Annotated in this window: 25 protein-coding genes; 14 read left to right on the top strand and 11 right to left on the bottom strand. The window is 64.2% G+C overall.

Annotated features, from left to right (window positions below):
- Positions 1-13: 13 nt before the first annotated feature.
- From AC1DDG_RS05925 to AC1DDG_RS05895, 7 genes are all read right to left on the bottom strand, one after another.
- The gene (locus tag AC1DDG_RS05925; RefSeq protein ID WP_476875316.1) at positions 14-1,108 is read right to left on the bottom strand and encodes a LacI family DNA-binding transcriptional regulator; all 1,095 of its coding nucleotides are present in this window, start codon (positions 1,106-1,108) and stop codon (positions 14-16) included.
- A gap of 165 nt (positions 1,109-1,273) precedes the next feature.
- Positions 1,274-2,167: a carbohydrate ABC transporter permease gene (locus AC1DDG_RS05920; protein ID WP_476875404.1), complete on the bottom strand. Its 894-nt coding sequence runs from the start codon at positions 2,165-2,167 to the stop codon at positions 1,274-1,276.
- 164 nt (positions 2,168-2,331) lie between these two features.
- Positions 2,332-3,219, bottom strand: coding sequence for a carbohydrate ABC transporter permease (locus tag AC1DDG_RS05915; protein ID WP_476875315.1), 888 nt, complete (start codon positions 3,217-3,219; stop codon positions 2,332-2,334).
- Positions 3,220-3,283: 64 nt separating this feature from the next.
- Positions 3,284-4,564: an ABC transporter substrate-binding protein gene (locus AC1DDG_RS05910; protein ID WP_230118891.1), complete on the bottom strand. Its 1,281-nt coding sequence runs from the start codon at positions 4,562-4,564 to the stop codon at positions 3,284-3,286.
- A gap of 526 nt (positions 4,565-5,090) precedes the next feature.
- The gene (locus AC1DDG_RS05905; protein WP_476875314.1) at positions 5,091-5,750 is read right to left on the bottom strand and encodes a cyclodeaminase/cyclohydrolase family protein; all 660 of its coding nucleotides are present in this window, start codon (positions 5,748-5,750) and stop codon (positions 5,091-5,093) included.
- A gap of 21 nt (positions 5,751-5,771) precedes the next feature.
- Positions 5,772-6,191 (bottom strand): response regulator transcription factor, encoded by a 420-nt coding sequence (locus AC1DDG_RS05900; protein ID WP_476875313.1) that lies wholly within the window; start codon positions 6,189-6,191, stop codon positions 5,772-5,774.
- 170 nt (positions 6,192-6,361) lie between these two features.
- The gene (locus tag AC1DDG_RS05895; RefSeq protein WP_476875312.1) at positions 6,362-7,282 is read right to left on the bottom strand and encodes an NmrA family NAD(P)-binding protein; all 921 of its coding nucleotides are present in this window, start codon (positions 7,280-7,282) and stop codon (positions 6,362-6,364) included.
- 128 nt (positions 7,283-7,410) lie between these two features.
- Between AC1DDG_RS05895 and AC1DDG_RS05890 the strand changes: the two genes are divergently transcribed.
- Entirely contained in the window at positions 7,411-8,223 is an 813-nt protein-coding gene (locus tag AC1DDG_RS05890) for an alpha/beta fold hydrolase (RefSeq protein WP_476875311.1), read from the top strand.
- A gap of 6 nt (positions 8,224-8,229) precedes the next feature.
- On the opposite strand, the gene AC1DDG_RS05885 is transcribed toward AC1DDG_RS05890, so the two are convergent.
- Positions 8,230-8,985 carry a class I SAM-dependent DNA methyltransferase gene (locus AC1DDG_RS05885; protein WP_476875310.1) on the bottom strand — a complete coding sequence of 252 codons (756 nt, stop codon included), beginning with the start codon at positions 8,983-8,985 and terminating at the stop codon, positions 8,230-8,232.
- Positions 8,986-9,157: 172 nt separating this feature from the next.
- On the opposite strand from AC1DDG_RS05885, the gene AC1DDG_RS05880 reads away from it, so the two are divergent.
- From AC1DDG_RS05880 to AC1DDG_RS05870, 3 genes are read left to right on the top strand one after another with little or no spacing between them, the layout of a single operon-like run.
- Complete coding sequence (locus AC1DDG_RS05880; RefSeq protein ID WP_476875403.1) at positions 9,158-9,484, top strand: YciI family protein; 327 nt, start codon at positions 9,158-9,160, stop codon at positions 9,482-9,484.
- A gap of 44 nt (positions 9,485-9,528) precedes the next feature.
- A complete protein-coding gene (locus AC1DDG_RS05875) occupies positions 9,529-10,833 on the top strand; it encodes an RNA polymerase sigma factor (RefSeq protein WP_476875309.1) in 1,305 nt (434 codons plus the stop codon).
- Positions 10,834-10,868: 35 nt separating this feature from the next.
- On the top strand, positions 10,869-11,213 hold the full coding sequence (locus tag AC1DDG_RS05870; protein WP_476875308.1) for a YciI family protein: 345 nt from the start codon (positions 10,869-10,871) through the stop codon (positions 11,211-11,213).
- 123 nt (positions 11,214-11,336) lie between these two features.
- Here AC1DDG_RS05870 and AC1DDG_RS05865 read toward each other — a convergent pair whose 3' ends face one another.
- Both AC1DDG_RS05865 and AC1DDG_RS05860 read right to left on the bottom strand, forming a co-directional pair.
- Positions 11,337-11,684 carry an ArsR/SmtB family transcription factor gene (locus tag AC1DDG_RS05865; RefSeq protein WP_476875307.1) on the bottom strand — a complete coding sequence of 116 codons (348 nt, stop codon included), beginning with the start codon at positions 11,682-11,684 and terminating at the stop codon, positions 11,337-11,339.
- A 77-nt stretch (positions 11,685-11,761) separates the two neighbouring features.
- Positions 11,762-12,502 carry an aquaporin gene (locus tag AC1DDG_RS05860; RefSeq protein WP_476875306.1) on the bottom strand — a complete coding sequence of 247 codons (741 nt, stop codon included), beginning with the start codon at positions 12,500-12,502 and terminating at the stop codon, positions 11,762-11,764.
- A gap of 46 nt (positions 12,503-12,548) precedes the next feature.
- Between AC1DDG_RS05860 and AC1DDG_RS05855 the strand changes: the two genes are divergently transcribed.
- The 4 genes from AC1DDG_RS05855 (at position 12,549) to AC1DDG_RS05840 (ending at position 15,982) form a co-directional block, all read left to right on the top strand.
- Positions 12,549-13,223, top strand: coding sequence for an arsenate reductase/protein-tyrosine-phosphatase family protein (locus AC1DDG_RS05855; protein WP_476875305.1), 675 nt, complete (start codon positions 12,549-12,551; stop codon positions 13,221-13,223).
- A 213-nt stretch (positions 13,224-13,436) separates the two neighbouring features.
- Positions 13,437-13,859 (top strand): arsenate reductase ArsC, encoded by a 423-nt coding sequence (locus AC1DDG_RS05850; protein ID WP_230118880.1) that lies wholly within the window; start codon positions 13,437-13,439, stop codon positions 13,857-13,859.
- A gap of 247 nt (positions 13,860-14,106) precedes the next feature.
- The gene (locus tag AC1DDG_RS05845; RefSeq protein ID WP_476875304.1) at positions 14,107-15,492 is read left to right on the top strand and encodes an FAD-dependent oxidoreductase; all 1,386 of its coding nucleotides are present in this window, start codon (positions 14,107-14,109) and stop codon (positions 15,490-15,492) included.
- 55 nt (positions 15,493-15,547) lie between these two features.
- Positions 15,548-15,982: an arsenate-mycothiol transferase ArsC gene (locus tag AC1DDG_RS05840; protein WP_230118878.1), complete on the top strand. Its 435-nt coding sequence runs from the start codon at positions 15,548-15,550 to the stop codon at positions 15,980-15,982.
- 66 nt (positions 15,983-16,048) lie between these two features.
- On the opposite strand, the gene AC1DDG_RS05835 is transcribed toward AC1DDG_RS05840, so the two are convergent.
- Positions 16,049-16,675: a GntR family transcriptional regulator gene (locus tag AC1DDG_RS05835; RefSeq protein WP_476875303.1), complete on the bottom strand. Its 627-nt coding sequence runs from the start codon at positions 16,673-16,675 to the stop codon at positions 16,049-16,051.
- Positions 16,676-16,787: 112 nt separating this feature from the next.
- Between AC1DDG_RS05835 and AC1DDG_RS05830 the strand changes: the two genes are divergently transcribed.
- From AC1DDG_RS05830 to AC1DDG_RS05805, 6 genes are all read left to right on the top strand, one after another.
- Positions 16,788-17,834, top strand: coding sequence for a succinylglutamate desuccinylase (locus AC1DDG_RS05830; protein ID WP_476875302.1), 1,047 nt, complete (start codon positions 16,788-16,790; stop codon positions 17,832-17,834).
- Positions 17,821-18,765: an ABC transporter substrate-binding protein gene (locus AC1DDG_RS05825; protein WP_476875301.1), complete on the top strand. Its 945-nt coding sequence runs from the start codon at positions 17,821-17,823 to the stop codon at positions 18,763-18,765. The genes AC1DDG_RS05830 and AC1DDG_RS05825 overlap by 14 nt, the downstream gene beginning before the upstream one ends.
- Before the next feature lie 8 nt (positions 18,766-18,773).
- On the top strand, positions 18,774-19,700 hold the full coding sequence (locus AC1DDG_RS05820) for an amino acid ABC transporter permease (protein WP_476875300.1): 927 nt from the start codon (positions 18,774-18,776) through the stop codon (positions 19,698-19,700).
- Complete coding sequence (locus AC1DDG_RS05815; protein ID WP_476875299.1) at positions 19,697-20,500, top strand: amino acid ABC transporter ATP-binding protein; 804 nt, start codon at positions 19,697-19,699, stop codon at positions 20,498-20,500. Before AC1DDG_RS05820 ends, AC1DDG_RS05815 begins: the two co-directional genes overlap by 4 nt.
- 215 nt (positions 20,501-20,715) lie before the next feature.
- Positions 20,716-22,080 carry a DJ-1/PfpI family protein gene (locus AC1DDG_RS05810; protein ID WP_476875298.1) on the top strand — a complete coding sequence of 455 codons (1,365 nt, stop codon included), beginning with the start codon at positions 20,716-20,718 and terminating at the stop codon, positions 22,078-22,080.
- 56 nt (positions 22,081-22,136) lie between these two features.
- Positions 22,137-22,523, top strand: a complete 387-nt coding sequence (locus AC1DDG_RS05805) for a hypothetical protein (protein ID WP_476875297.1) — start codon at positions 22,137-22,139, stop codon at positions 22,521-22,523.
- The last annotated feature ends 117 nt before the right edge of the window (positions 22,524-22,640 follow it).

Raw genomic sequence — 22,640 nt, 5'->3', positions numbered from 1 at the left:
GACGCGCTCGAGGTCAGGTGTTGGCGTGTGTAGGCGAGTCCCGTGTCGCTCTACTGGAAGCGTCCTCATGTTTTGGGGCGGCGACGGAATCGCGAAGGACCAAGGGACATGGCAAAACGGTCGGGTGAGCCGCAAACAGCTGCAGGTCAGCTTTTCCCTCGATGGCGTCGATCAGGTTTTCGGTTGCCCACGCGCCCATTTCGTAGTGGGGGAGCGCGACTGTTGTCAGAGCAGGGTAGAGGTTTTCGGCGATGAGTTGCTGGTTATCAAAACCGACGAAGGAAACATCCTCCGGGATCTTCAGGCCCAGTTCCGCCGCCGCCCGGTAGGCGCCCATGGCCATCCGGTCGTTGTAGCAGAAGACCGCCGTGGGCCGGCTTTGGGGTTTCAGGAGGCGCAGAGCCGCCTGGTAGCCCCCGGGCACCTCCGAATGCTCGGACTGGACCAGTTCTTGGTGGAACGGCAGCCCGGCATCTGCCAGCGTGTCCTTGAAGGCCTTGAGCCGGGAGTGGGTTGCCGGCACGTCGTCGGTGTTGTTGAGCATGCCGATCCGGGTGTGCCCGGCGTCGATCAGGGTCCGCACGGCCGACCTTGCACCGCCCAGTTCGTCGGGGATGACGGAGGAAACCGTTTGGCTGATGTCTTCGGAGTCCACCAGGACTGCTGGCAGTGCGGCCAGGTTCTTGGGGACTTCCAGCTTCCGGTGATACATCGTGGCGTACAGGATGCCGTCCACCTGCCTGTCCAGCAGATCGGCGACATCGCTTTCCCTGGAGTCTTGGGAGCTGGTGCTGGTGGAGTTGATGATCATGATGTTGTAGCCGCGGGCCCGCGCCGTTTCCTCGGCTCCGAGGATGATCCTGCCTGCGTGGGGGGTGGTGGCGATTTCCTCGCTGATGAACCCGATCATCCCGGAGCGTTGGGTGCGCAGGGCCTGGGCGAGCCGGTTGGGCCCGTAACCCAGCCGTTGGGCCGCTTCGTGGACGCGTTCCCTCGTTCCCGCGCCCACTCGGGCGTAGGCAACGTCATTGAGGACGTGGGAGACGGTCGTGACAGAGACCCCGGCTGCGGCCGCCACGTCCTTGATGCCGACTGATCTATTGGTCATTGCTCTCCCACGTCCTCATGGTGTTGGTGCTGATTCTACGTGCGGCTTCTTCGTCCCAGAGCCCGTGCTCCGGCCAGCGGCGCGGAAGTCGCTCCTCCACCGGCGGCAGTTCGGCATGGTCCGCGTGCCTTCCGGTCTGGTACTAGTGCCTTTCCAGTTGGGTTTTCAGCCCTTGACGGCGCCGAGCGTCATGCCTGCGACGATCTTGCGCTGCAAGAGAAGCGTGAGGAGGATGACCGGGATGGAGTACACGGCGGCCAGTGCCGTCATGGATCCCCAGTCCAGGCCGAACTGGGTCTGGAAGTTAGCGATGACCACCGGGGTGGTCTGGGACCGGATGGCGGTCATCAGGAGGGCGAACAGGAACTCGTTCCAGGAGGCGAGGAAGGCGAAGATCGCGGTGACCGCGATGCCACCGGAAACCACCGGGATCACGACCCGCCACAGGGCCCCGAGCCTGCTGCACCCATCCACCGTCGCGGCCTCTTCAAGATCATTGGGAACGGCTTCGAAGAAGCTGGACATGAGCCAGATGGACAGTGGCAGCGAGATCGTCGTGTGGGCGATGGAAAGGGCGATAGGGGTGTCGGCCAGCCCCGCGGAGGCCATCATGGACGCCAAGGGGATGCCGATGGCTACCGGTGGCACCATGCGGGTCACCAGCGCTGCCATGATGAACACCCGCCCGCTCGGCGTCTTGTAGCGGGTGATGCCGTACGCGGCCGGAATGGCCAGCGCGAGGGACAGGACCGTGCTGATGACGGCCGTCTGCACGCTGTTGATGAACGAGGCCAGAACTCCGTTGCGGCCCAGGGCGTTGGCGTAGTTCTCCAGCGTCCATTCCTTTGGCAGGATCGTGGGCGGCACCGCGATGGTGTCTATCGGCGTCTTGAAGGACGTAAACAGCAGGTATAGGAACGGGAACCCGTAGAGGACCATCGCCGCTGCAAGGACGATCCACAGCAGGATGCGGGTGCTGCGTTTGCCGGCTTCCAGGCCTTCGGCGTGGTGATTCCTGCGGCGGGGACGGCCCGTGCCCGAGGCTGCCGGAGTGGGCAACACCGGCTCGGCCGGGAGGGCTCTGGTGGGGGCAGCGCCGGCAGTGGCACCGGACGACTTGGTGCCGGTGGCCAGGATGGCAGAGACGACGCCTGCGTGCCGGGGGCGGGAGGCTGCCGCCTCAGCGGCAAAGCGGTCGTTGATGGGGGTTTCGGCGGTGCTCATCAGTTGTCCTTCCCTGGGCGCCAGATGGTAGCGACGGCGAAGAACGCGACGCTGAGCATGGCCAGCAGGTAGATGGTGCCCATGGCGCTGGCCAGTCCCGGATCGCCGAAGCGGATCATGGTGCGGTAGATCAGCAGGCTCATGGTTTCGGATGCGGACTGCGGGCCGCCGTTGGTCTGGATAAGGATGGTGTCAAAGGCCCTGGCTGCGTCTATGCCGCGCACAACCAATGCCACTGCGATGACGGGGCGCAGGAGCGGCAGGATGATGCTGAACAGGAGGGTGGGGGCCTTGGCGCCGTCGAGCCGGGCCGCCTCGATAAGGTCGCCGGGGATGTTCTGGAGGCCGGCGAAGAGGACGAGGCACATGAAGGAGGTGGTAAGCCAGATGTCCGGGACGGCTACCGAGAAGAGGACGATTCCTGGGTCTGACAGCCAGCCGATCTGGTTGGGGTTCTGCAGGATTCCCGCCTGGTGCAGGAGGGTGCCGATGAGCCCGAAGTTGTCGATCATCAGAAATTTCCACAACAGGCCGGCGACGATGGGCGCGATCATCAGCGGGTAGAGGAACACCGTCCGCCAGACCTCGGATTTACGGCCAAGGGCAGTGAACAGAAGGGCCATTCCAAGCCCAAGGGCGAACTCAAGGGCGACCACCACGAAGGTGTAGGCCAGGGTGCGCCAGCCGGCGCCCACGAATGCTTCGGAGGCGAAGGCACGGACGTAGTTGTCCAGGCCGACGAAGTCGCGGGGGCCCCCGGCGATCGGGGAGATCTTGAAGAGGCTGTCTGCCACGAGGCGGAACAGCGGGTAGGCCACAAATACTGCCAGGAACAGGGCCGCCGGCGCCATAAGATACAGGGCGAAGCGGCGATCGGAGATACGCACGGTTTTCTCTTCCGATGGTTGGGGCCGCGGCCGGCACTTGTGTTCGAGCGCCGGCCGCGGAATCTTACTTGAGGAGGTCCTGGATCTGCTTTTTCGCTGCGGCCAGGAGAGTGGCGGAGTCGCCTCCGGCTACGGCTTTCTGCAGCATGGGCACCAAGGCGGTGTCCACGATCTGCTGCCATTTGGCCGTGGCAGGGCGCGTGGCCGTTGCCTGGCCCTTAAGGGTCTCGATGAGCGGCTTGAAGCTCTCGTAGCCGGCCTTGTCCTGGTATTTCTCGAAGGCCGAGATGCGGGAGGCCAGGCCGAGGCTGGATTCGATGCCCAGGTCGTTGTGGTCATAGGCGCACTTGATGAATTTCTTGGCAGCGTCGCTGTTCTTGGTTGCCTTGGGCACGGAGAGGTACCAGGGGCCTGGAACACCGGCAACGCCGGCGGAGCCGCCGATCATCGGAGCGGCGCCGACCTTGCCCGCGACCGGGGAATCCTTGGGAATCTGGCGGTAGGCGTGGGCCCAGAACCGGGTCATCGCGGTCTTGCCCTGGTTGAACAGGTTCTGCGCTGCTGCCCAGTCGACCTGAGCGGCGCCGGGAGGGGCGGACTTGACCAGGCTGGTGTAGAAGTCGAGGGCGTCCTTGTGCGCGGCGTTGTCGATCACGACGTTGTTGTTCTCATCGAGGACCATCGGGGAACCGGCCTGGAGGACGTGGGCCAGCCATTCGGTTTCGACGCCGCCCTTCACGTCAGTGCCGTACATGCCGTCCTTCGTGAAGAATTCGGAGATGTCCTGGTATTGCTTCCACGTGGTCGGAGCGGCGAGGTCGTAACCGTACTTGGCCTTGAAGTCGGCCTTGTTCTTGGCATCGTCGAACAGGTCCTTGCGGTACAGGATGATTTCCGCGTTGGTCCAGGCCGGCATGCCGATAAAGTGCCCGTCCACGTTCGCTTCCTTCACGAGCGCGGGGAAGATGTCTTTCTTCGCCTCGTCGGTGAAGAGCTCGTCAATGGGCTGGACCGCGTCCTTGAAGCTGGGAAGCCAGACGGAGTCGAGCGCGGCGACGTCGAAGGAGACGTTGCCGGACGAGAACTCGCTTGAGAGCCTGTTGAACATGCCGTCATAAGGCAGTTCGACGAAGTTGGCGCTAACGCCTGTATCTTTCTTGCACTGTTCGGCGACGCCTGTCAGTTCGGCGTGGCCGCCGGCCTCGACGAGGACGTTGACGGTGCTCGTGGCGCTACCCGACGTCGCTGCCGGGCCCCCCGCGCCGCAGGCGGTTGCTGCCAGAAGCACCGCGGTGGACAGGCCGCCAATGGCGGTGATCCGGGAAATCGTGGTTCGAGAGGACATCGCTGTCGACTCCCTTTCTTTTGAACGGAATCTACGGTTGGGGTGGTGGCTTGGAAACTTCAAGTCTCGGTGAAAAACCGTTTTGCCAAATCGACTTGGCATCAGATTAGGGCCGGCGGCGGATGCGTGTCAAGCATCACATTTGAAACCTTGTGGACCCTTGACGACGCTATGGAAGCCGCCATACAGTAAGCCACAACTGACGACAAATCGTTTTGGCACATTTTGGCAAAACGCCGCATGTTGTGCGCCCCGCAGACCATCCTTGGCGTTCGTGCCTCTCCCAAGCTTTCGCACGCTCAGTCGGGGAACCTCGGGTTGGGAACTTCCTGGCTGAATGCGGATCCCGCGTGGAGCTCATCGGTTCCGGCCAGGCATCCAAGGTCACGGAGAACCTGATCGGTTCCAACCACTTCCTGCTCCATGTCGCCGGTGCCAACAACTGCGCGATCGGAAACCACTTCAGCTACGACGTCGCGTCCGGCTCCGTCACGCCGTCGGGCCAGACGCCCGGGCGTGCGCCGCGTCAGACGGCGTCGGTTGGCGCGGCCCTGTGGTCTATCTCGGCGGTCAGCCCGTCTATCCGATCGAGCGCGGCGTTGAGGTGCTCGACGGTCTCCCACAGGGCCGGGTGCTGTTCCCGAACCTCCTCGAGCGTGGAGCCCGCGGAGGTGAGCGCCCCGAGATCGAAACTCACGTTTGTGCGCGCCCCTGTCACCGCTGCCCTCAGGGCACCGAACGCGACGACGATATCGGCGATAAGCGCCGGGTTACCGTTGGAAGCAAGCCACCCCAGATCTCCGATGGCATCGATGGCTCGCTTGCCGAGCACGGCAGATGCCTTGGCGGCGACGACGGATGCCCGGTGTATCGCGTCCTCGCGTTCCGGCCCCGGTTCCAGCCGAAACGCGGCGCCGAAAGCTTTAGAGGCTGACGCGTCGTCATCGGCCAGTCGAAGGGCGACTTCCCGGAGTGAGCGCGCCCGCGCGTGAACATTGGCGAGTTCCCCGCGCTGGTGCTCCTCAGCTTCCGTATATCCGGCCACCATCGATGTCAGTGACGCGGCGATGGCAAGCATCAATCCCGCCCCGGCCCCGCCGCCCGGCGAACCGGCGGATTCCGCCAATGCGCGCGTCCAATCCTCAACCGTCGAACGCTGAGTTGTCACTGCTTCAGAATCAGCCATGACACCAAGTGTGCCCCTAACCTAGGCCGGTGATCCCGTGGCGGTGTCTTCGGCTCGCGCCGGTGGGGCATCGTGGTGCTCTGGTGGGCAGAGCCGCTGTACCAGTTCTCTGAGCATGTGAGGGCGGAAGGGTTTGGCGAGGTACGCGTCTGCGCCGGCAGCCATGCCGTCGATCTCATCACCGGGTTCTGCCCACGCGGTGATCATGAGGATCGGTGCCTTCGAGAGTGTCCGCAGGCCACGGGCCGCGTCCAGGCCGCTGAGGTCCGGAAGGCCCAGATCCAGCGTGATGAGGGCTAGGTCCAGTGTTCCGGCTGCCCGGAGTCCTGCCGTGCCGGTGGTTTCGGCGTGAACGACGAACCCCATTCCGGTAAGGATCATGCAGAGCAGGTCACGGATGTCCTGGTCGTCTTCGATAACAAGGCAATGGCGTGAATTCATGTGGTCCCCCCGACCAATTCTGGACCTACTCTATCGGCCTACGCCAGGGATTCCCGGTGGACTTACGCGCGCCGGGGACCAGCGGGTGAATGTGCAGTCCGGTTCAGGATCGGTGTGACTGCTTGAACCAGGACCACCAGGACACTTGGCCCAGCGCGCCTCGGATCCGGTCAACTCTGCTGGCGGTGCTGCTCCAGGACGTCCCGGGCGGTCGTCCATCTCCGGCTGCCGTACCGGTCGTTGTTGATGTAACGCAGATTCGCGTCGCCGCTGAACATACTGGCGAAGTACTGCATGCCCTGCCACGGCGGGAATGGCTCGGTAGAGGCCGGCATGAGGGTTCTGACAGCCCGGCTCATAGTAGTCAGGGAACCAACACTGCCCGCGTAGAGGAGCCGGAATTGTGTGCCAGTCAGGTCGGTCATCGTCGATGCCAAGGTCCTTGCCGTGACCTGGTCCCCGGCGATCTGGAGGACACGGGGCGCCCGCTCGTCGAGGGCGGCGGCGGCAGTGTAGGTGGCCGTGTCGTCCTTGGTAGTGAAATCGAGCACCTGGTCGGGGTCGGACCAAAAGAGCACACGGTGCAGGGAGAACAGGATCATTGGTGCCTGCCCGGAGAGCATGTCGGTGAAGGCGCCGCTAAGGATGGATGTGGCCCGGATTTCGGTCGCGTCCAGTTCCTGTGCGAAGTCTCTGCGGAGCTGTAAGTTCCGGTTGCTTCGAGGCCGGATACCACGGTAATCGATGGAGAAGTCGGAAGGGATGAAGCGACGCGCACCCACCGCGGCCGCCGCCTCCAGCAAGCGCGATTGGGAACCAAGGATTGCGCTGCCGAGACCGTTGATCGCAGAGACCACGCAGTCAACATCCGTGCAGGCCCTTCGGAGCCCGTCCGGATCGTCGTAATCCGCCTGAATCACCTCGGCGCCCTGGGCGCGCAGCTCTGCAATCCGAGCCGTGCTGGTCTCTTGTCGTGTCAGGACGCGAACGGTGGCGCCAAGGTCGACCAGATTCCGCAGGATCCGCCCGCCGAGATCGCCGGTGGCACCGGCAAGAAGGACGGTGCCCCGAGGGGGTGTCGTCGCGGTCATGGTTCGCACCTCGAGTGATGTCTGGTGAAAGGCGATAGTCGGCTACAGACTACCAACGGCGGGCAGAAGCGGTTCCCAGGCTGACTCAACGACGCCCTTTAGCGAAGGGCCCGGCTTAAGCTGACTTTGTGGAGTACAAAGCACGTGAAATACCGGTCCATTACGTCGAGCACGGTGACGGGGTTCCGGTCCTGATGCTGCATGGTGCGGGCGTGGATCACCGGGAGATGGTCGGTGCCATGGAGCCGATATTTGGCGGGCTATCCAATTTTCGGCGCATTTACCCGGACCTGCCGGGCATGGGGCAGACGCCGGCGTCGGTCACGCTCAATAGCGCCGAGGACGTTCTGGACCTCTTGCTCGCGTTCGTCGATGGTGTGGTCGGTGCCGGGCAGTTCCGGCTCATGGGCCATTCCGCCGGCGCGTACTATGCCCGAGCCATCGCCGGCAGGCGCCCGGAGCAGGTGGCAGGGCTCGCGCTGATCTGTCCGCTGGGCGAGAACGTGAGGGATCTGCCTGCGCACCAGGTCTTGCACGCCTCGGTGGATCCGGGCCGGACACTCGGCCCGGCCGAGGAGAGTGTGTTCCGCGACTACTTCGTCGTGCAGACGCAGGCCACGCTGGAGCGATACAAGGAGTACGTGGTCCCCGCCCTTGGTTTGGTCGACGAAGCCGGCCTCGAGCGGATCGGCCAACATTGGCGGTTCAGCACCAGTCCTGAGGAGGGCCCACCGTACCCCTGCCCCGTCCTTATAGTCACCGGGCGCCAGGACTCCACGGTGGGATACGCCAGCCAATGGGATCTGCTCGAGCACTATCCGCGGGCCACATTCGCCGTGCTCGACCGAGCCGGCCATGCGTTGCCGCACGAACAGCCCGGCCTCATCAAGGCGCTGACCACGGAGTGGCTCGACCGCGTACGCGAACACCACTCCCGGTAGGCACCCTCAGCGTGCGGAGAGCCGGTATACAGACACGTGACTGGAAGACTCCGCGGTGAAGTCGCTGCGGTCCCAGTCCGCCCACCTGGATTCCAATTCAAACCCGGCTAGCCGCCCCATGAGATCGAGCTCGCTGGGCCAGATGTACCGGTGTGGTGTCCGTCCGATCCGTGCATCCCGCCCATCCGATAGTTCTGGGCCGAATCGCACGTGGTGCGAGATGACGTGCTGGTGCAGCACGTCATAGGTATCGACCAGGAGGTACCCGGGCTGACTCACCTCGACTGTCCCGCCGTGTCCGGGTGGCAGCGAACGCAGTTGTGGCACCCAGAGCTCAATGACGAAGCGCCCGCCAGGTGCAAGATGACGGGCAGCGTTCTGGAAACACCGGATCTGTTCGTCCTGTGTCAAGAGGTTGGCGATGGTGTTGAACACCAGGAAGGCAAGCGAGAAGTTATCGCCCGCCGCTGCCTGGGTCATGTCGCCCTGAACGACGGGAATCTGGTCCTCTCCGACCTTCTCACGTAGACGGGAGATCATTGCGTGAGACAGTTCGATACCGCTGACCTGGACCCCCGCCTCTGAGAGGGGGATGGCGACACGACCCGTCCCAATGGCGAACTCAATGGCTGGACCGTCGCCGGCGAGCTCTGACAGGACCTCTACGGTGGGGCCCAGCACCTCCGGGGAGAACATCCCCTCTCCGGGCGTGTCGTACTGTTTGGCGGCGTCGTCGTCCCAGAGCTGTTGCTGGTTGATCATCCCGCCACTATTGCACCCGACTGCGTAGATGATCTACCGTCCGGCGCTGCCTGGTCGGCCGGACATCCCGTAGCCGGACCTCAAAAGAATTTCTCACCCACTGTCCTTTTGGCGACATCCCGGTCGTCGTACTGGTGTATCAACCTCTAAAGAAGGAGTCATCGTGGAGTACATGCTTTTTATCTGTAGCGATCCCACAGCGCCGAAATATGTGGCCGCCGAAGACAACATCGTCGAATGGGGGGCCGAAATGGAGGCAAGGGGTATCAGCCGTCACGGTGACAGGCTGCGCCCTGTCGAGGACGCAACCACCGTCACGGTGCGCGCGGGCGAAGTGGTCGTCTCGGACGGGCCGTTCGCCGAGACGAAGGAATGGATCGCGGGCTATGACATCATCGCCTGTACCGATCTCGATGAGGCCATCGAGGTGGCGTCCAAACACCCCATGGCAAGATTTGGCAAGATCGAGATCAGGCCGGTGTGGCCGCTCGGGGAGTAGCCATCCGCCTGGTGGCCTGTACTGATGATCGAGGGAGGGATGAAGTGGTGCCAGAGCTCTCCGACGTGCAGACCGCCATCGAAACCGCCTCCGCGCTGGAGACCGCGCGAATCACCGCAACCCTCATTCGCGTGACGGGCGACTGGAGCCTGGCCGAGGATTGTGTCCAGGATGCGTTCGCGCGCGCCCTGGTTGACTGGCCGGTGCGCGGCATTCCGAGGAACCCCGCGGCGTGGCTGACAACCGTTGCCAGGAACAGGGCGATCGACCGGATGCGGAGTGCGGCCAGCGAAAAGAGGGCGGTGCGTGAGCTCGCGGTTCTCACTGCGCTCGAAGGGCTGGAAGGCGAGGCCGAGAGCGACCCGGCGGCCGACGACGACCGGTTGCGGCTGATTTACACCTGTTGCCACCCTGCCCTCCCGCTCGATGCCCGGGTGGCGTTGACCTTGCGCACCGTCGCGGGACTGACGACCGGTGAGATCGCGCGCGCGTTCCTTGTCTCCGAAGCCACCATGTCGAAAAGGCTCGTCAGGGCCCGTGCCAAGATACGGGATGCAGGCATCCCGTATCGCGTGCCGCCGCCGGAGCTGATATCCGAACGCACGGCCGGGATCCTGGCCGTGCTGTATCTGATGTTCAACGAAGGCTATTCGGCCACCGGCAGCAACTCTTTAATCCGCGAGCCGCTTGTCCGGGAAGCGATTCGCCTGACCCGGTTGCTGGTTGCGTTGCTCGACGGGTCCCCACAAGAACCAGAAGCTCTGGGTCTCCTGGCGCTCATGCTGTTCCACCATGCCAGGCGAAGGACGCGAACAGACGCCGCGGGGGACTTGGTGACGCTGGAGGAGCAGGACCGCCAATCATGGGATAGGGCCGCGGTTGTAGAAGCTGTGGCACTGCTGGCGGCCGCCGATCAAATGGCCATTTCACGCCGTTCCCGGCCCGGAAGTTACCGCATCCAGGCGGCCATTGCTGCCTGCCACATGACAGCCAGCAGTTCCGGCACAACAGACTTCGGCCAGGTGGCCTTGCTCTATGACCATCTGGCCCAGATTGCACCGTCACCGGTCATCGAGCTCAACCGGGCCGTCGCCGTCGCGATGTCCCAAGGACCGGAGGCAGGGCTTGCCCTTATCGACCAGCTTGACCGGACACGGTCACTGGAGGGCTACTACCTTCTGCCCGCCGCGAAAGCCGATCTTCTGCGGCGCCTTGGCCGAAAGACAGAGGCCGGCCGCGAATATCAGCGGGCCCGGGAACTCGCACCGTCCGAGGTCGAGCGGCGCTACCTTACCAAACGTCTGGCGGAGACTACTGCCGGGTCCCCGCCGTCATCTGAATCCAGCTAGAACAAGTGCCCGCCACGGGCATCGGAGGAGCGAGAATGAAATACCTGATGCTGATCCCCAACAACGTTGACACCTGGAACGCACTTCCGGCGTCCGAGATCGAAGCGATCATGCAGGCGCACACGTCTTTGCAAAAGGAACTCAGAGCCTCCGGAGAGTTCGTGGAAGCCCATGAACTCGGTGAAGAGGCGAAGTTCGTAAAAATGGACGGCAGCAGGCGCTCTGTGACCGACGGTCCGTTCATCGAGTCGAAGGAAATCGTGGCCGGCTACTACATCGTCGACTGCGTGGACATGGACCGCGCCGTGGAAATTGCCGGCAAATTCGGAGAGGCCAAACTGTGGCCGATCGAGGTACGCCGGATCGACCCGGTGACCTGACACCAGGCAAGAAATCAGCGGTAGGTGGCAGGGAACCGGGCTAGTGCCTCGTTCAGAGGGCCGGGGAGCGGCGTACGTCGGGCCAGCCGGCTGGTTCCATGGCCCGGATCGTCACCTGCAAGGTCATAGCTTTGCGAGGATGCCGGCGACGTCGTCCAGGGCGCCGGGGGCAAGGGAGAAGTAGGCCCAGGTGCCGCGCTTTTCGCGGTGCAGCAGTCCGGCTTCGACCAGGACCTTCAGGTGGTGGGACACGGTGGGCTGGCTCAGGTCCAGCGGATCGGTCAGGTCGCACACGCAGGTCGCCCCGGAGGATGAGGCCTTGATGATGGAGAGCAGCCGGAGCCGGTTCGGGTCGGCCAGCGCCTTGAAGACCACGGCCTGTTGCTTGGCCTCTTCAGGGCCCAGGGCCGGCGCCGCTGCCGGCGCGCAGCATTCATCCGTGGCCGGCTCGAGAATGGGCAGCAAGTTCATGTACCCATTATGCGCCAATATAGACGTTCATCAATGTAGCGATCCTGGAGCCGGCCGCATGCCTGCCGCGGCCAGGGCTAGGGGCTGGTCTTTTCTGCTTCGTGCGGAAGCACGACGTCGTCGGCGGTGCGGGCTGCCGAGGGGAACAGGAGGAGCAGGAGGCCCAGGCCTGCTGCCGCGCCAATGAGCTGCGCGACGACGAAGCCTGGCACGGAGGCCGGCGCGATGCCGGCGAAGGTGTCGCTGAAGATGCGGCCGACTGTCACTGCGGGGTTCGCGAACGACGTCGAGGACGTGAACCAATATGCGGCTCCGATGTAGGCGCCCACCGCCGGCGCGGCAAGAACGCCCCGCTTCGTGGCGGCAAGTGTGAAGATCAGCAAAATGAGCCCGGCGGTCGCCACAACTTCCCCGAGCAGATGCCCGCCGGTGGCGCGGTCCTTGAAGGAGATGGAGGTCCCCATCTCAAACATGGCATTTGCGAGGACACTGCCGCTGATCGCACCCAGCGTCTGCGCAACCACATATGTGCCGAACTCCGGCAGAGTCAGTCCCGAGCCGCTGCGCCGGCCCAGGATCCAGTCCACGAGCGAGACCACCGGATTGAAGTGCGCCCCACTCACGGGCCCGAACATCAGGATCAGCACGGTCAAACCGAGCACGGTGGCGGTGCTGTTCTGCAGCAGCTGCAGGCCCACGTCATTGGGGGAGAGCTGCTGCGCCGCGATCCCCGAGCCCACGACGATCATCACGAGCAAGCTCGTGCCAAGCAGTTCGGCGACGGCACGGCGCCACAACGGCGGCTGGTTGGAAGTCATGGCACCAAGCTTGACCGATGAAATTAACTCAGTCAAAATTGAGTCAATGAAGACTGAGTCAGTGGATGCTTTTCAGGCGCGGGTGGCCAAGCATGCGGCCCTCGCGGATCCTGCGCGGCTGCGCATCGTCGACCTGTTGACCCTGGGGGACTTCTCTCCGACGGAACTGCAGGCTGAGCTGGGGATGCCCTCGAACCTGCTTTCCCACCATTTGCGCACCCTGGAAGGAGCGGGCCTGGCAACCCGCCACCGCTCGGAGGCCGACAGGCGCCGCAGCTATATCCGGCTTGCCGCCGGTGCACTGGAAGGCCTCGCGCCCGGTGTTGAACACGGCGCCAGGCGTGTGCTGTTCGTCTGCACCCGGAACAGCGCCCGGTCCCAGTTGGCCGCCGCCCTTTGGCCGCAGGTCAGTGGAATCCCATCGGCCTCGGCGGGAACGCACCCCGCGGACAGCATCGCTCAGGGAGCCATCGACGTCGCAGGCCGGCATGGGCTCACCATCGCAAAGCGTTCTCCGCGGAGGCTGGACCAGGTGGTCGGTGACGGGGACTTCGTCGTGACCGTGTGCGACAACGCCCACGAGGAACTTACCGGCCTCGGCGGCGTCCACTGGTCGGTGCCGGATCCGCTGCGGATCAACACCGAGGAAGCCTTTGAGAACGCCTTCGCCGATATCTCCCACCGCATTAGCGACCTAGCACCCCGGATGCACGCCGCCTAGCCCCGGGCGGTCTCCGGCGCCGAACGGCGAACTCTGGCGGGCAGGACCGGCAATAAACCCGCTTCGCCGTGAATATTGACAATCATCAATTTATTGTCCGATACTCCATATATCGATCAGCATCAATATCTTATGAGCGACGCAAATGCTGCGGGCGCGACGACCTCAAGCAGACCCTCTCGCCCATCCCCTAACTGATTCCAGGAGAAAACAGTGAGCACCGAATCCGCCAAGAAGCCCTCCGTCCTCTTCGTGTGCGTGCACAATGCCGGCCGTTCCCAGATGGCCGCCGCCTTCCTGACCAGCCTCTCCAAGGGGGCCATCGAAGTCCGTTCCGCCGGATCCCAGCCTGCAGACAAGATCAACCCCGCCGCCGTCGAGGCTATGGCCGAGGCGGGCATCGACATGTCCGCCGAGGTCCCGAAGGTCCTCACCACCGAGGCCGTGAAGGAATCGGACGTCGTGATCACCATGGGCTGCGGAGATGAATGCCCGTACTTCCCGGGCAAACGCTACGAGGACTGGGTGCTGGAAGACCCGGCCGGCCAGGGCGTCGACGCCGTCCGTCCGATCCGTGACGAGATCAAGACCCGCATCGAGGGCCTAATCGAGTCCCTCATCCCAGCTGCCAAGTAACCGGCCCGGGACAACGCGGACAGTATCGCCGCGGCCTTGGTGGAGGAACCCACCCACGCCTGAAACCCGGACAAGGGGAGGAGGTGAGCTGAATGACTACCGGATGCTGCGGCGGCGACTCGGGTTGCTGCGACGACGATCACGACTGCTGCTGACGCCCCGCTGCCTGCCGGTCCCTTCAAGCGATGGGACCGGCAGGCCCCGCCCGTACTTGAACCGCCACACCCGCTGAACGAAAGAGGACAGCATGGATTCGACAAACAGCCTTCCCGTTGCAGTGATCGGCGCCGGCCCGGTGGGCCTGGCCGCTGCGGCCCACCTGCTGGAGCGCGGCCTGGAGCCGCTGGTCTTCGAGGCAGGCCCGACGGCGGGCGCCGCCATCGAGCAGTGGCGCCACATCCGGCTGTTCTCACCATGGCGGTACAATCTCGACGCCGCCGCCGTCCGCCTGCTGGAAGCCTCCGGCTGGGAATCGCCCCGGCCCACCGCCCTGCCGTACGGCGGCGAACTCATCGACAACTACCTCGAGCCCGTCGCCGCGCTGCCGGAGATCGCCTCCCGGCTGCAAATCGGCGCGCGCGTCGTCGCTGTGACGCGGCAGGGCCTGGACAAGACCCACGCCCGCAACCGTGACACCACACCCTTCACCGTCCGGGTCCACTACGCCGACGGCGAAACGCGCGACCACGCCGTGGCTGCAGTCATCGATGCCTCCGGAACCTGGTCCCGCCGCAATCCGCTGGGCACGTCCGGCCTGCCCGCCATCGGCGAGGACGCCGCAGCGGGCCGGATCTCCGCGCCGCTTCCCGACGTCACCGGCCGCGACCGCGCCGCCTTCACGGGGCGCCGAGTCCTGGTGGTTGGCGCCGGGCACTCCGCCGCGAACACCCTCATCAGCCTGGCCGGCCTCGCGAAGGAGGAGCCGGACACCACGATCCTGTGGGCGCTCCGGGGCGACTCCGCGGCGAAGGTCTACGGCGGCGGTGACGCCGACGGGCTTCCCGCACGCGGCCAGCTCGGCGGCCGGGTCCGGCGGCTCGTGGAGGCCGGAACAATCGAGCTGCACACCGGCTTCGGCATCGCTGCCCTCAAAACACTGGATTCCGGCGTGACCGTCGAAGCCGTTGACGGCCGCACCCTCGACGCCGACATCGTGGTGCCCTGCACCGGCTTCCGCCCGGACCTGGACATCCTGCGCGAACTGCGGCTCAACCTGGACCCGGCTGTGGAGGCGCCGGTGGAGCTGGGCCCCCTGATCGACCCCGAATTCCACTCCTGCGGCACAGTCCCTCCGCACGGCGCCAAGGTCCTGGCCCACCCGGAGACGGACTTTTACATCGTGGGCATGAAGTCCTTCGGACGGGCACCGACCTTCCTGCTGGCCACTGGTTACGAACAGGTCCGCTCCGTCGTGGCCGCCCTGGCCGGGGACCACGAAGCCGCAGGCACCGTCCAGCTGGAACTCCCTGAGACCGGCGTCTGCTCCACCGACGCCGGCACCATCCGCGAGGTCCCGGCCACTGGGACAATGTTAGGAGCGGCCTCCGGGGAGAGCGGCTGCTGCGGCACACCCGAACCGGTGCTGGTCGGTTTCCCCACCGGCCTGACCCACGGCCGCTCCGGCATCAACTGACGCAAACCCGTTCCACCCACTTGGCCGACTCACACACAAAGGAAACAACGCACTCATGACCCCTGAAACACCCGGTACACACAAGACCCCTGCCGTGCTCTTCGTCTGCAGCAAGAACGGCGGCAAATCCCAGCTCGCCGCCGGCCTGATGAACCAGCTCGCCAACGGGGCCGTCAGCGTCTACTCGGCAGGCACCAAGCCCGGCAAGTCCCTCAACCCGCAGGCCGTGGAGTCCCTGACCGAACTCGGCGTCGACATCACCGGCGAACACCCCAAGCCGGTCGCGGACGAGATGCTGGACGCCGTCGACGTGGTGGTGGTGCTGGGAACCGAGGCGAAGCTCGAACCCCGCGACGGTACCCGCTTTGAGGTCTGGGAAACAGACGAACCCTCCGAACGCGGCATCGAAGGAATGGAACGGATGCGCCTGGTCCGAGACGATATCAAGGCCCGAGTCCAGAAGCTCTATGCGGAGATCGCCGGGAACTAGCCAGGCCCACTTCTGCAGGGTCACCCCATCGAAGCAGTTACAACTGAGGCTGGAATGACTTCCCGGTCAGTCTTTCTCGTGGCACAGATCCAACAAGGGGATCAGTGTTTCGAGGTCGTTTGCGCGGGCCGCGGCCAGGATCTCCCGGTGGGCGCCTGCCACGCGCTCAAGCTTGGCCGCGTCCAGAGGATACGACCGGCTGATGAGCCGCTGAACCGGGTTATCCCACACGGATTCGAGTGTTTTCAGCAGAAACCCGTTGGGCGCCGGTGCCGCCAGGCCCAAGTGGAACGCCCGCGTGGCGGTAAACAGTTGCTCTGGATCGGCGCTTGCCGCGCCCTCCGCGATGAGCAACTCAAGCCGTGCAAGCTGAAGGTCCGTGTACCTGGCACCGCATTGCCTGATGGCCATAACCTCAAGAGCCTTGCGGACTTCGTAAACTTCCTCGACGGCTGAGCGGGTCAGTGTGGTCGCGAAAAAGCCGGCCCCCGGGACCAGGGTGGCGAGCCCTTCATGGACCAAGCGGTTCAGCGCATCGCGGACCGGGGTGCGGGAAACACCATATTCTTCAGCCAGTTGTTCCTGGACCAGGGCAGCGCCAGGTTCGACCACGCCATTGACGATCTCATTGCTGATCCTGTCGTAGACGTGCTCGCTCAGCGGCCGCATCCCCTTGGCAGCTTGCGCAGCCATTCGCCTCATCCCCTCACCGGTATCAAAACTCATTTAATCCTACGTGCTTTACATCACAGGATTCACTGTATACAGTGAATCCAATCCTACCAACCCCGACGAAAGTTGCCCAATGAGCCTGCACATTCCCCGCATACGCGGCATCGATTTTGCCGCCGCCGGCAAACAGTTGGGCTACCTGGAGATTGAGCACTCGGACAACGAGAATGACGCTGCAGTCATCCCCTCGCCCATCGCCGTCCTGAGCGGCGGAGACGGCCCCACGGTCCTCCTGATCGCCGGCACGCACGGTGACGAATATGAAGGCCAGATCCTGCTCCAGGAGCTCATTCGTTCCCTGCACCCGGACGACGTCACCGGGAGATTGATCATTCTGCCCGCCCTCAACATTGCAGCCGTCCGCGAAGGAAGCCGCGTTTCCAGCGTGGACAAGGTCAATCTCAACCGCGCCCTCCCGGGCCGCGCAGACGGCGGACCCGCGGAGCAGATCGCCTCGCTTATCGCCGGGGAACTCATCCCCATGGCGGACTTCGTCATGGACATCCACTCAGGGGGCATCGCCTCCGAATATGTTCCGTCCGCGTTCGTCTACCAGGGACCGACGCCGGAGCTATGGGCCGAGAAGACAGCGGCCGTGGCCGCGTTCAACCCCCCATATTCGGTGGTGGTGAAGCCCATGCTGAAGGCAGGCTCCATCAGCGGCGCCGCCGACCAGGCGGGCGTACCGATGATCTCGACCGAACTCGGTGGCAGGGGAACCGTATCCTTGCCGATCCTCAACAGGGCCAGGACGGGACTTCACTCGCTGCTTGGCCACTGGGGAGTACTCAAGGACGCATCCTCCGCCGGCGGTTCGTCCGACGCCGAAGCCCCGATCCGGTGGGTTGAACTCACCGCACAATCCCCGGTCCATTCCACGATGGCCGGCCTCTTCGAACCGGTAGTCGACCTTGGCCAGAAGGTCAGGGCTGGCGATCTCGTGGCCCGGGTTCACTCGGTTGAAGAACTCGACCGGCCCTCAAAAGACTTCTTTGCACCCATTGACGGGGTAGTTGCAATCGTTCGGCATCCCGCTCTCGTCAATGTCGGCACCACAGTGGTCAACATCGCCGTTGACCACGGAACAACCTATCCGGAAGGCAATCATGAACCGTCCTAGATTCATCTCCCTAGGCACCCTCCTACTGGCGGCCGCCGTCGGGCTCACCGGCTGCACCACTGCTTCACTCGACGCCGGCAAAGAAGCCGCGGTCAATTCCATTCCCGGCAAAGACGCAGCCATTCCAACGGCGCCGTTCAACCAGGCCGCAGCGAATCTCCTGCCCGCGGAGGTCAAGGCCAAAGGCACGCTGGTGGTTGGCACGGACCCCACCTTCTCCCCATATGAGTTCTACGCGGCTGACAGCAAGACGGTTGTCGGCTGGGACGCAGACTTTGCGAAAGCCGTTGGCGAGACGCTGGGACTCGAAGCGAAAATGGTTCCGGCGACCTTTGACACCATCCTCCCGGGCGTGAGCTCGAACAAGTACGACGTCGGTATCTCGGGCTTCAACGTTACAGCCGAGCGCAAGCTGAACGCCGATTTCGCCTCCTACCAAAGCAGTGGCTCCGGCCTCGCGGTCAAGACGGGCAATCCCAAGAAATTGGCCCTCGACGCTATGAAGCTGTGCGGCACCAAGGTGGGCGGCGAAAAGGGAACCACGCAAGGGATCGAGACCCTTCCGGCGTTTTCCAAGCAGTGCGTCGACGCCGGCAAGGCGCCGATCGACATTCAGCTCTTTCCCTCCCAGAACGAAGCCAACCTGGCCCTCATCTCCGGGCGCGTAGATAGCGTCCTGTCAGGTCTTATCGGCATGAGCTACGCAAGCAAGCTTTCCGGCGGTGCCTTCGAGCTCGCCAGCAATCAGGACTTCGAACCAACCCCGGTCGGTATAGCCATGCCAAAGGGTTCGGCTCTGACCAAAGCAATAGTTGCGGCCGTCAGGGCGCTGATCGCAGGCGACACCTATAAGGCGATCAACGCGAAGTACGGCATCCCGGACTCCGTGACCATCAGCGCTGACGCCGTGGACGCGAGCGGAGTGAAATGAGCAGCCTGATGAGTCTTCCCAAGGTGGGGACCTCCCGCGGACAGTTCACCGTGGTGCCAGCCAGGCACCCGTGGCGATGGGTGGCTGGTACTGCGGTCGCCGCCGTCGTCGTCTTGCTGCTTGTTTCAGCGGTGAGCAATCCCCGTTTCGGCTGGGACAAAGTGGCCCTGTATTTCCGCGACGTCGCCATCATCAACGGGATCGGTATCACGCTGTTTCTGACGGTCGTTTGCATGGCGGCCGGCGTTGGGCTGGGCGTAGTGCTTGCGGTCATGCAGCTGTCGGCAAACCCCGTGGTCAAGGCCTCAGCAAGCGCCTACGTGACGATCTTCCGCGGCACGCCTGTCCTGGTGCAGTTGTTGTTCTGGTTCAACTTGTCGGCGCTGTATCCGGAGATCACCTTCGGCATCCCGGGCGTGAGCCTGGACGCCAACCAGATCATCACGCCCCTCGCCGCGGCGATCCTTGGCCTGGGCCTCAACGAGGCCGCCTACATGTCGGAGATCGTGCGGGCTGGAATCCAGTCCATCGACCAAGGCCAAGGCGAGGCGGCGGGTGCCCTCGGCATGTCCCGCATCCAGACCCTCACCCGGGTGATCCTGCCGCAGGCCATGCGCGTCATCATCCCGCCCACGGGCAACGAGTTCATTGGCATGCTCAAGATGACGTCGCTGGTCAGTGTGCTGGCAGTCCCCGAGCTCCTGTATTCAGCCCAGATCATCTATTCGAAGAATCTGCAGGTGGTCCCTCTGCTCCTGGTAGCCAGCATCTGGTACATCATCGTCACCACGGTCTTTACGGTGGGCCAAGGCTACTTGGAGCGGCATTTCGCGCGGGGCACATCCCGGTCCGTCCCGCTGACCGCAGCTGCGCGGCTGCGCAAATTCTTCACCGTTCACTCCGCACAAGGCTCAGGAAAGGCCGGGCAATCATGACCATCAACACAACCATGCCCCTGCCATCGTCACCGGAGCGGCTCCCGCTGGTGCGCGCCGAGGGCGTACGGAAAAGCTTCGGGGACAACGAGGTCCTCAAGGGCATCGATCTCCACGTCCAAAGCGGCGAAGTGGTCTGCCTCATCGGAGCCTCGGGCTCCGGAAAGAGCACCTTCCTCCGCTGTGTGAACCACCTGGAGAAGATCGACGGCGGCCTGCTGTGGGTCGCGGACAGGGCAGTGGGCTACCGGATGAAGGGCGACAAGCTCCACGAACAGTCCCACAACGAAATCTGCGCCGACCGCACCGATATCGGGATGGTCTTCCAGCACTTCAACCTCTTCCCGCACATGACCGTGCTGGAGAACCTCATGGAAGCCCCGCTCAGGGTGCTCAAGCAGCGCAAGGCGGATGTCCGCCGTCGAGCATTGGATTTGCTGGAAAAGGTAGGCCTGTCGGAGAAAGCGGATGCCTACCCGCGGCACCTCTCGGGCGGGCAGCAGCAGCGCGTGGCGATCGCCCGGGCGCTCTGCATGCAACCGAAACTGATGCTTTTCGACGAGCCGACGTCGGCGCTGGATCCTGAGCTGGTGGGCGAGGTCCTCAGGGTCATGAAGGACCTGGCCCGAACGGGAATGACCATGATCGTTGTGACGCACGAAATGGGATTCGCGCGGGACGTGGCTGACCGCGTGGTGTTCATGCACGGCGGCCGGATCATTGAGGAAGGTCCCGCAGAGGCCGTCATTGGCAACCCGCAGCATGAGCGGACCCGGGCGTTCTTGTCTGCCGTGCTCTAGTCCTGGCGCTGCCGGCAGAACCCGCCGTCGGATGTGGGCGGTTCCGCCGCCGGCGGGTTCGTCGGGCTGCCACGCGTAGTACCTGGGTACAGGTTGTACCGGCTGGGGGATGTCCCGTGGGCTGATGTAGGTGTGAACGGCAATCCGTAGCGTGAAAGAGCAACCAGCCACACAGGTTGACGGCCCCACACCTTCCCCGGAATCGAGACACATCCATGGTTTCCCGTTCAAAACGCGTTATGTATGCCGCCCTCTCGGTCGGGTTGTCCCTCCTCACGATAGCCGCGCTGGCATTCGCCGGCGCAGGGGTGGCGGAGGCAGAAAGCCATGTAGTGCCGCCCGTGCAAGGCCTGAACGAAGTCCCTGGGAATCGGCCCTCTTCCTCCGGCGCGATGGTTGTGGCCGTTGTCCTGGGCTCGTCGGGCACCGTGGGGAGCGACGTTCTGGCTCCCTACGAAGTGTTTGCCAGCTCCCTGAATTTCTCCGTCTACACAGTCGCAGCGCAGTCTGCCCCTGCGCCAATTGACGGAGGTCCGGCGATAGTGCCCACGTACACGTTCGAGGACATTACATCGGGCATGGCCCGGCAGCCCGACGTCGTCGTTGTCCCGGCCGTCGGTGCCCCGGAGGGGCCAGAGGAAACCGCAATGCGGGAGTGGATCGTGGAGCAATCAGGCCGGGGAGCCCGGGTCCTGGGCGTCTGCAACGGATCGAGCGTACTGGCCGAGACCGGCCTCTTGAGCGGACGAACGGCGACAAGTCATTGGTCACGTCTGGGTGCTCTGAAGAAGAGTCATCCGGAGGTCCAATGGACGGGAGGTCTGCGATACGTTCAGGACGGCATGATCACCACCACTGCCGGTGTTACGTCCGGTATCCCGGGCGCGCTGAAAGTCATGGAGGATCTGGCGGGGGCTGAGGAGGCCGACCGGGTCGGCCGGCTGGTGGACTACCCGGGCTGGTCCATCGGGGCGGCAGCTGAGATACCCGTCCAGTCCTTCGACGCCGCGGACATTCCCGTCGGACTCAACGCCCTCATTCCGTGGTTCCGGCCGACGATCGGCGTTGGGCTCTTCAGTGGCGTAGGCGAAATCGACGTCGCCAGCGCATTCGAGGTCTACAACATGTCCTTCGCCGCCCGGGCGGTGGCCGTCGGCGCCACGAACACGGTCACCACCAAACACGGGTTGGTTCTGCTGACTGTCCCGGAACGGCAGGCACCTCCGGTGGACAGGGTCATTGCTCCCGGGGCGGTGGGGGACCGGGGTATCGACCCGCAGTTGAGGGACTGGGCAGCGTCCCGCGACGTGCCCGTCGATGCTCTCCCCGGCACCGATGGGGTGCTCGGATTCGACGGTGCCCTCGAGTACCTGGCGCGGCATACCGACCGTGCCACGGCGCTGTCCGCGGCGAAGATGATCGACTATCCCACGGCGCATCTGAAGCTTCCGGCCGGAGGGACGCCTGCCCGGGTTCCTGTCTTGCTCGCGCTCGGCCTGCTGCTCGCCATTCTCGCCGGTTCCCTGCCGGCGATCGTAGGAACCCTTGTCCGCCGCCGGGCACAGCGGCAGATGACATGACGCCGTAAGGTCAGCAACTGGAGGAAGCACCACATCCGCGCACTCAGGGGGAAATAATGATCACCATCGCAGCACCCGCAATACTCGCCTGCGCGCTTCTGGCCGGCCTGACCATCTTCCAGGGCGCGCTTATCGCCGGGGCTCCGCTCGGGAGGATGGCCTGGGGCGGACAACACCGTGTCCTCCCGACCAACTTCAGAATCGGGAGCGCGGTATCCATAGGCGTGTATGCTCTCTTCGCCTATGCCGCGCTGGCCAAGGCCGGCCTCGTCCCGGCGCTGGTCAGCGAATCCTTTACTTCCATCAGCATCTGGGTGATGACCGCGTACTTCGCCCTCGGCGTCGTCATGAACGGGATCTCCCGCAGCAAACCCGAACGCCTCATCATGGCCCCTACCACAGCTGCCCTTGCAGCCCTCTACCTGGTCCTTGCACTCCACTAGTTTTCGACGGCGTGCTGCATCACCGGCCACCTGTGTTCAGCCACAGCGGTACACAGCACCTACATAAGTGAAGACAGAAGGGCCCTGATGCACTGCACGACGGGTAGAGTCCGGAGC

The organism is Arthrobacter sp. 10L430, assembly GCF_056395245.1.
Note: the sequence above shows the minus strand (reverse complement) of the source record. Positions and strands in the feature narration are given on the sequence as shown.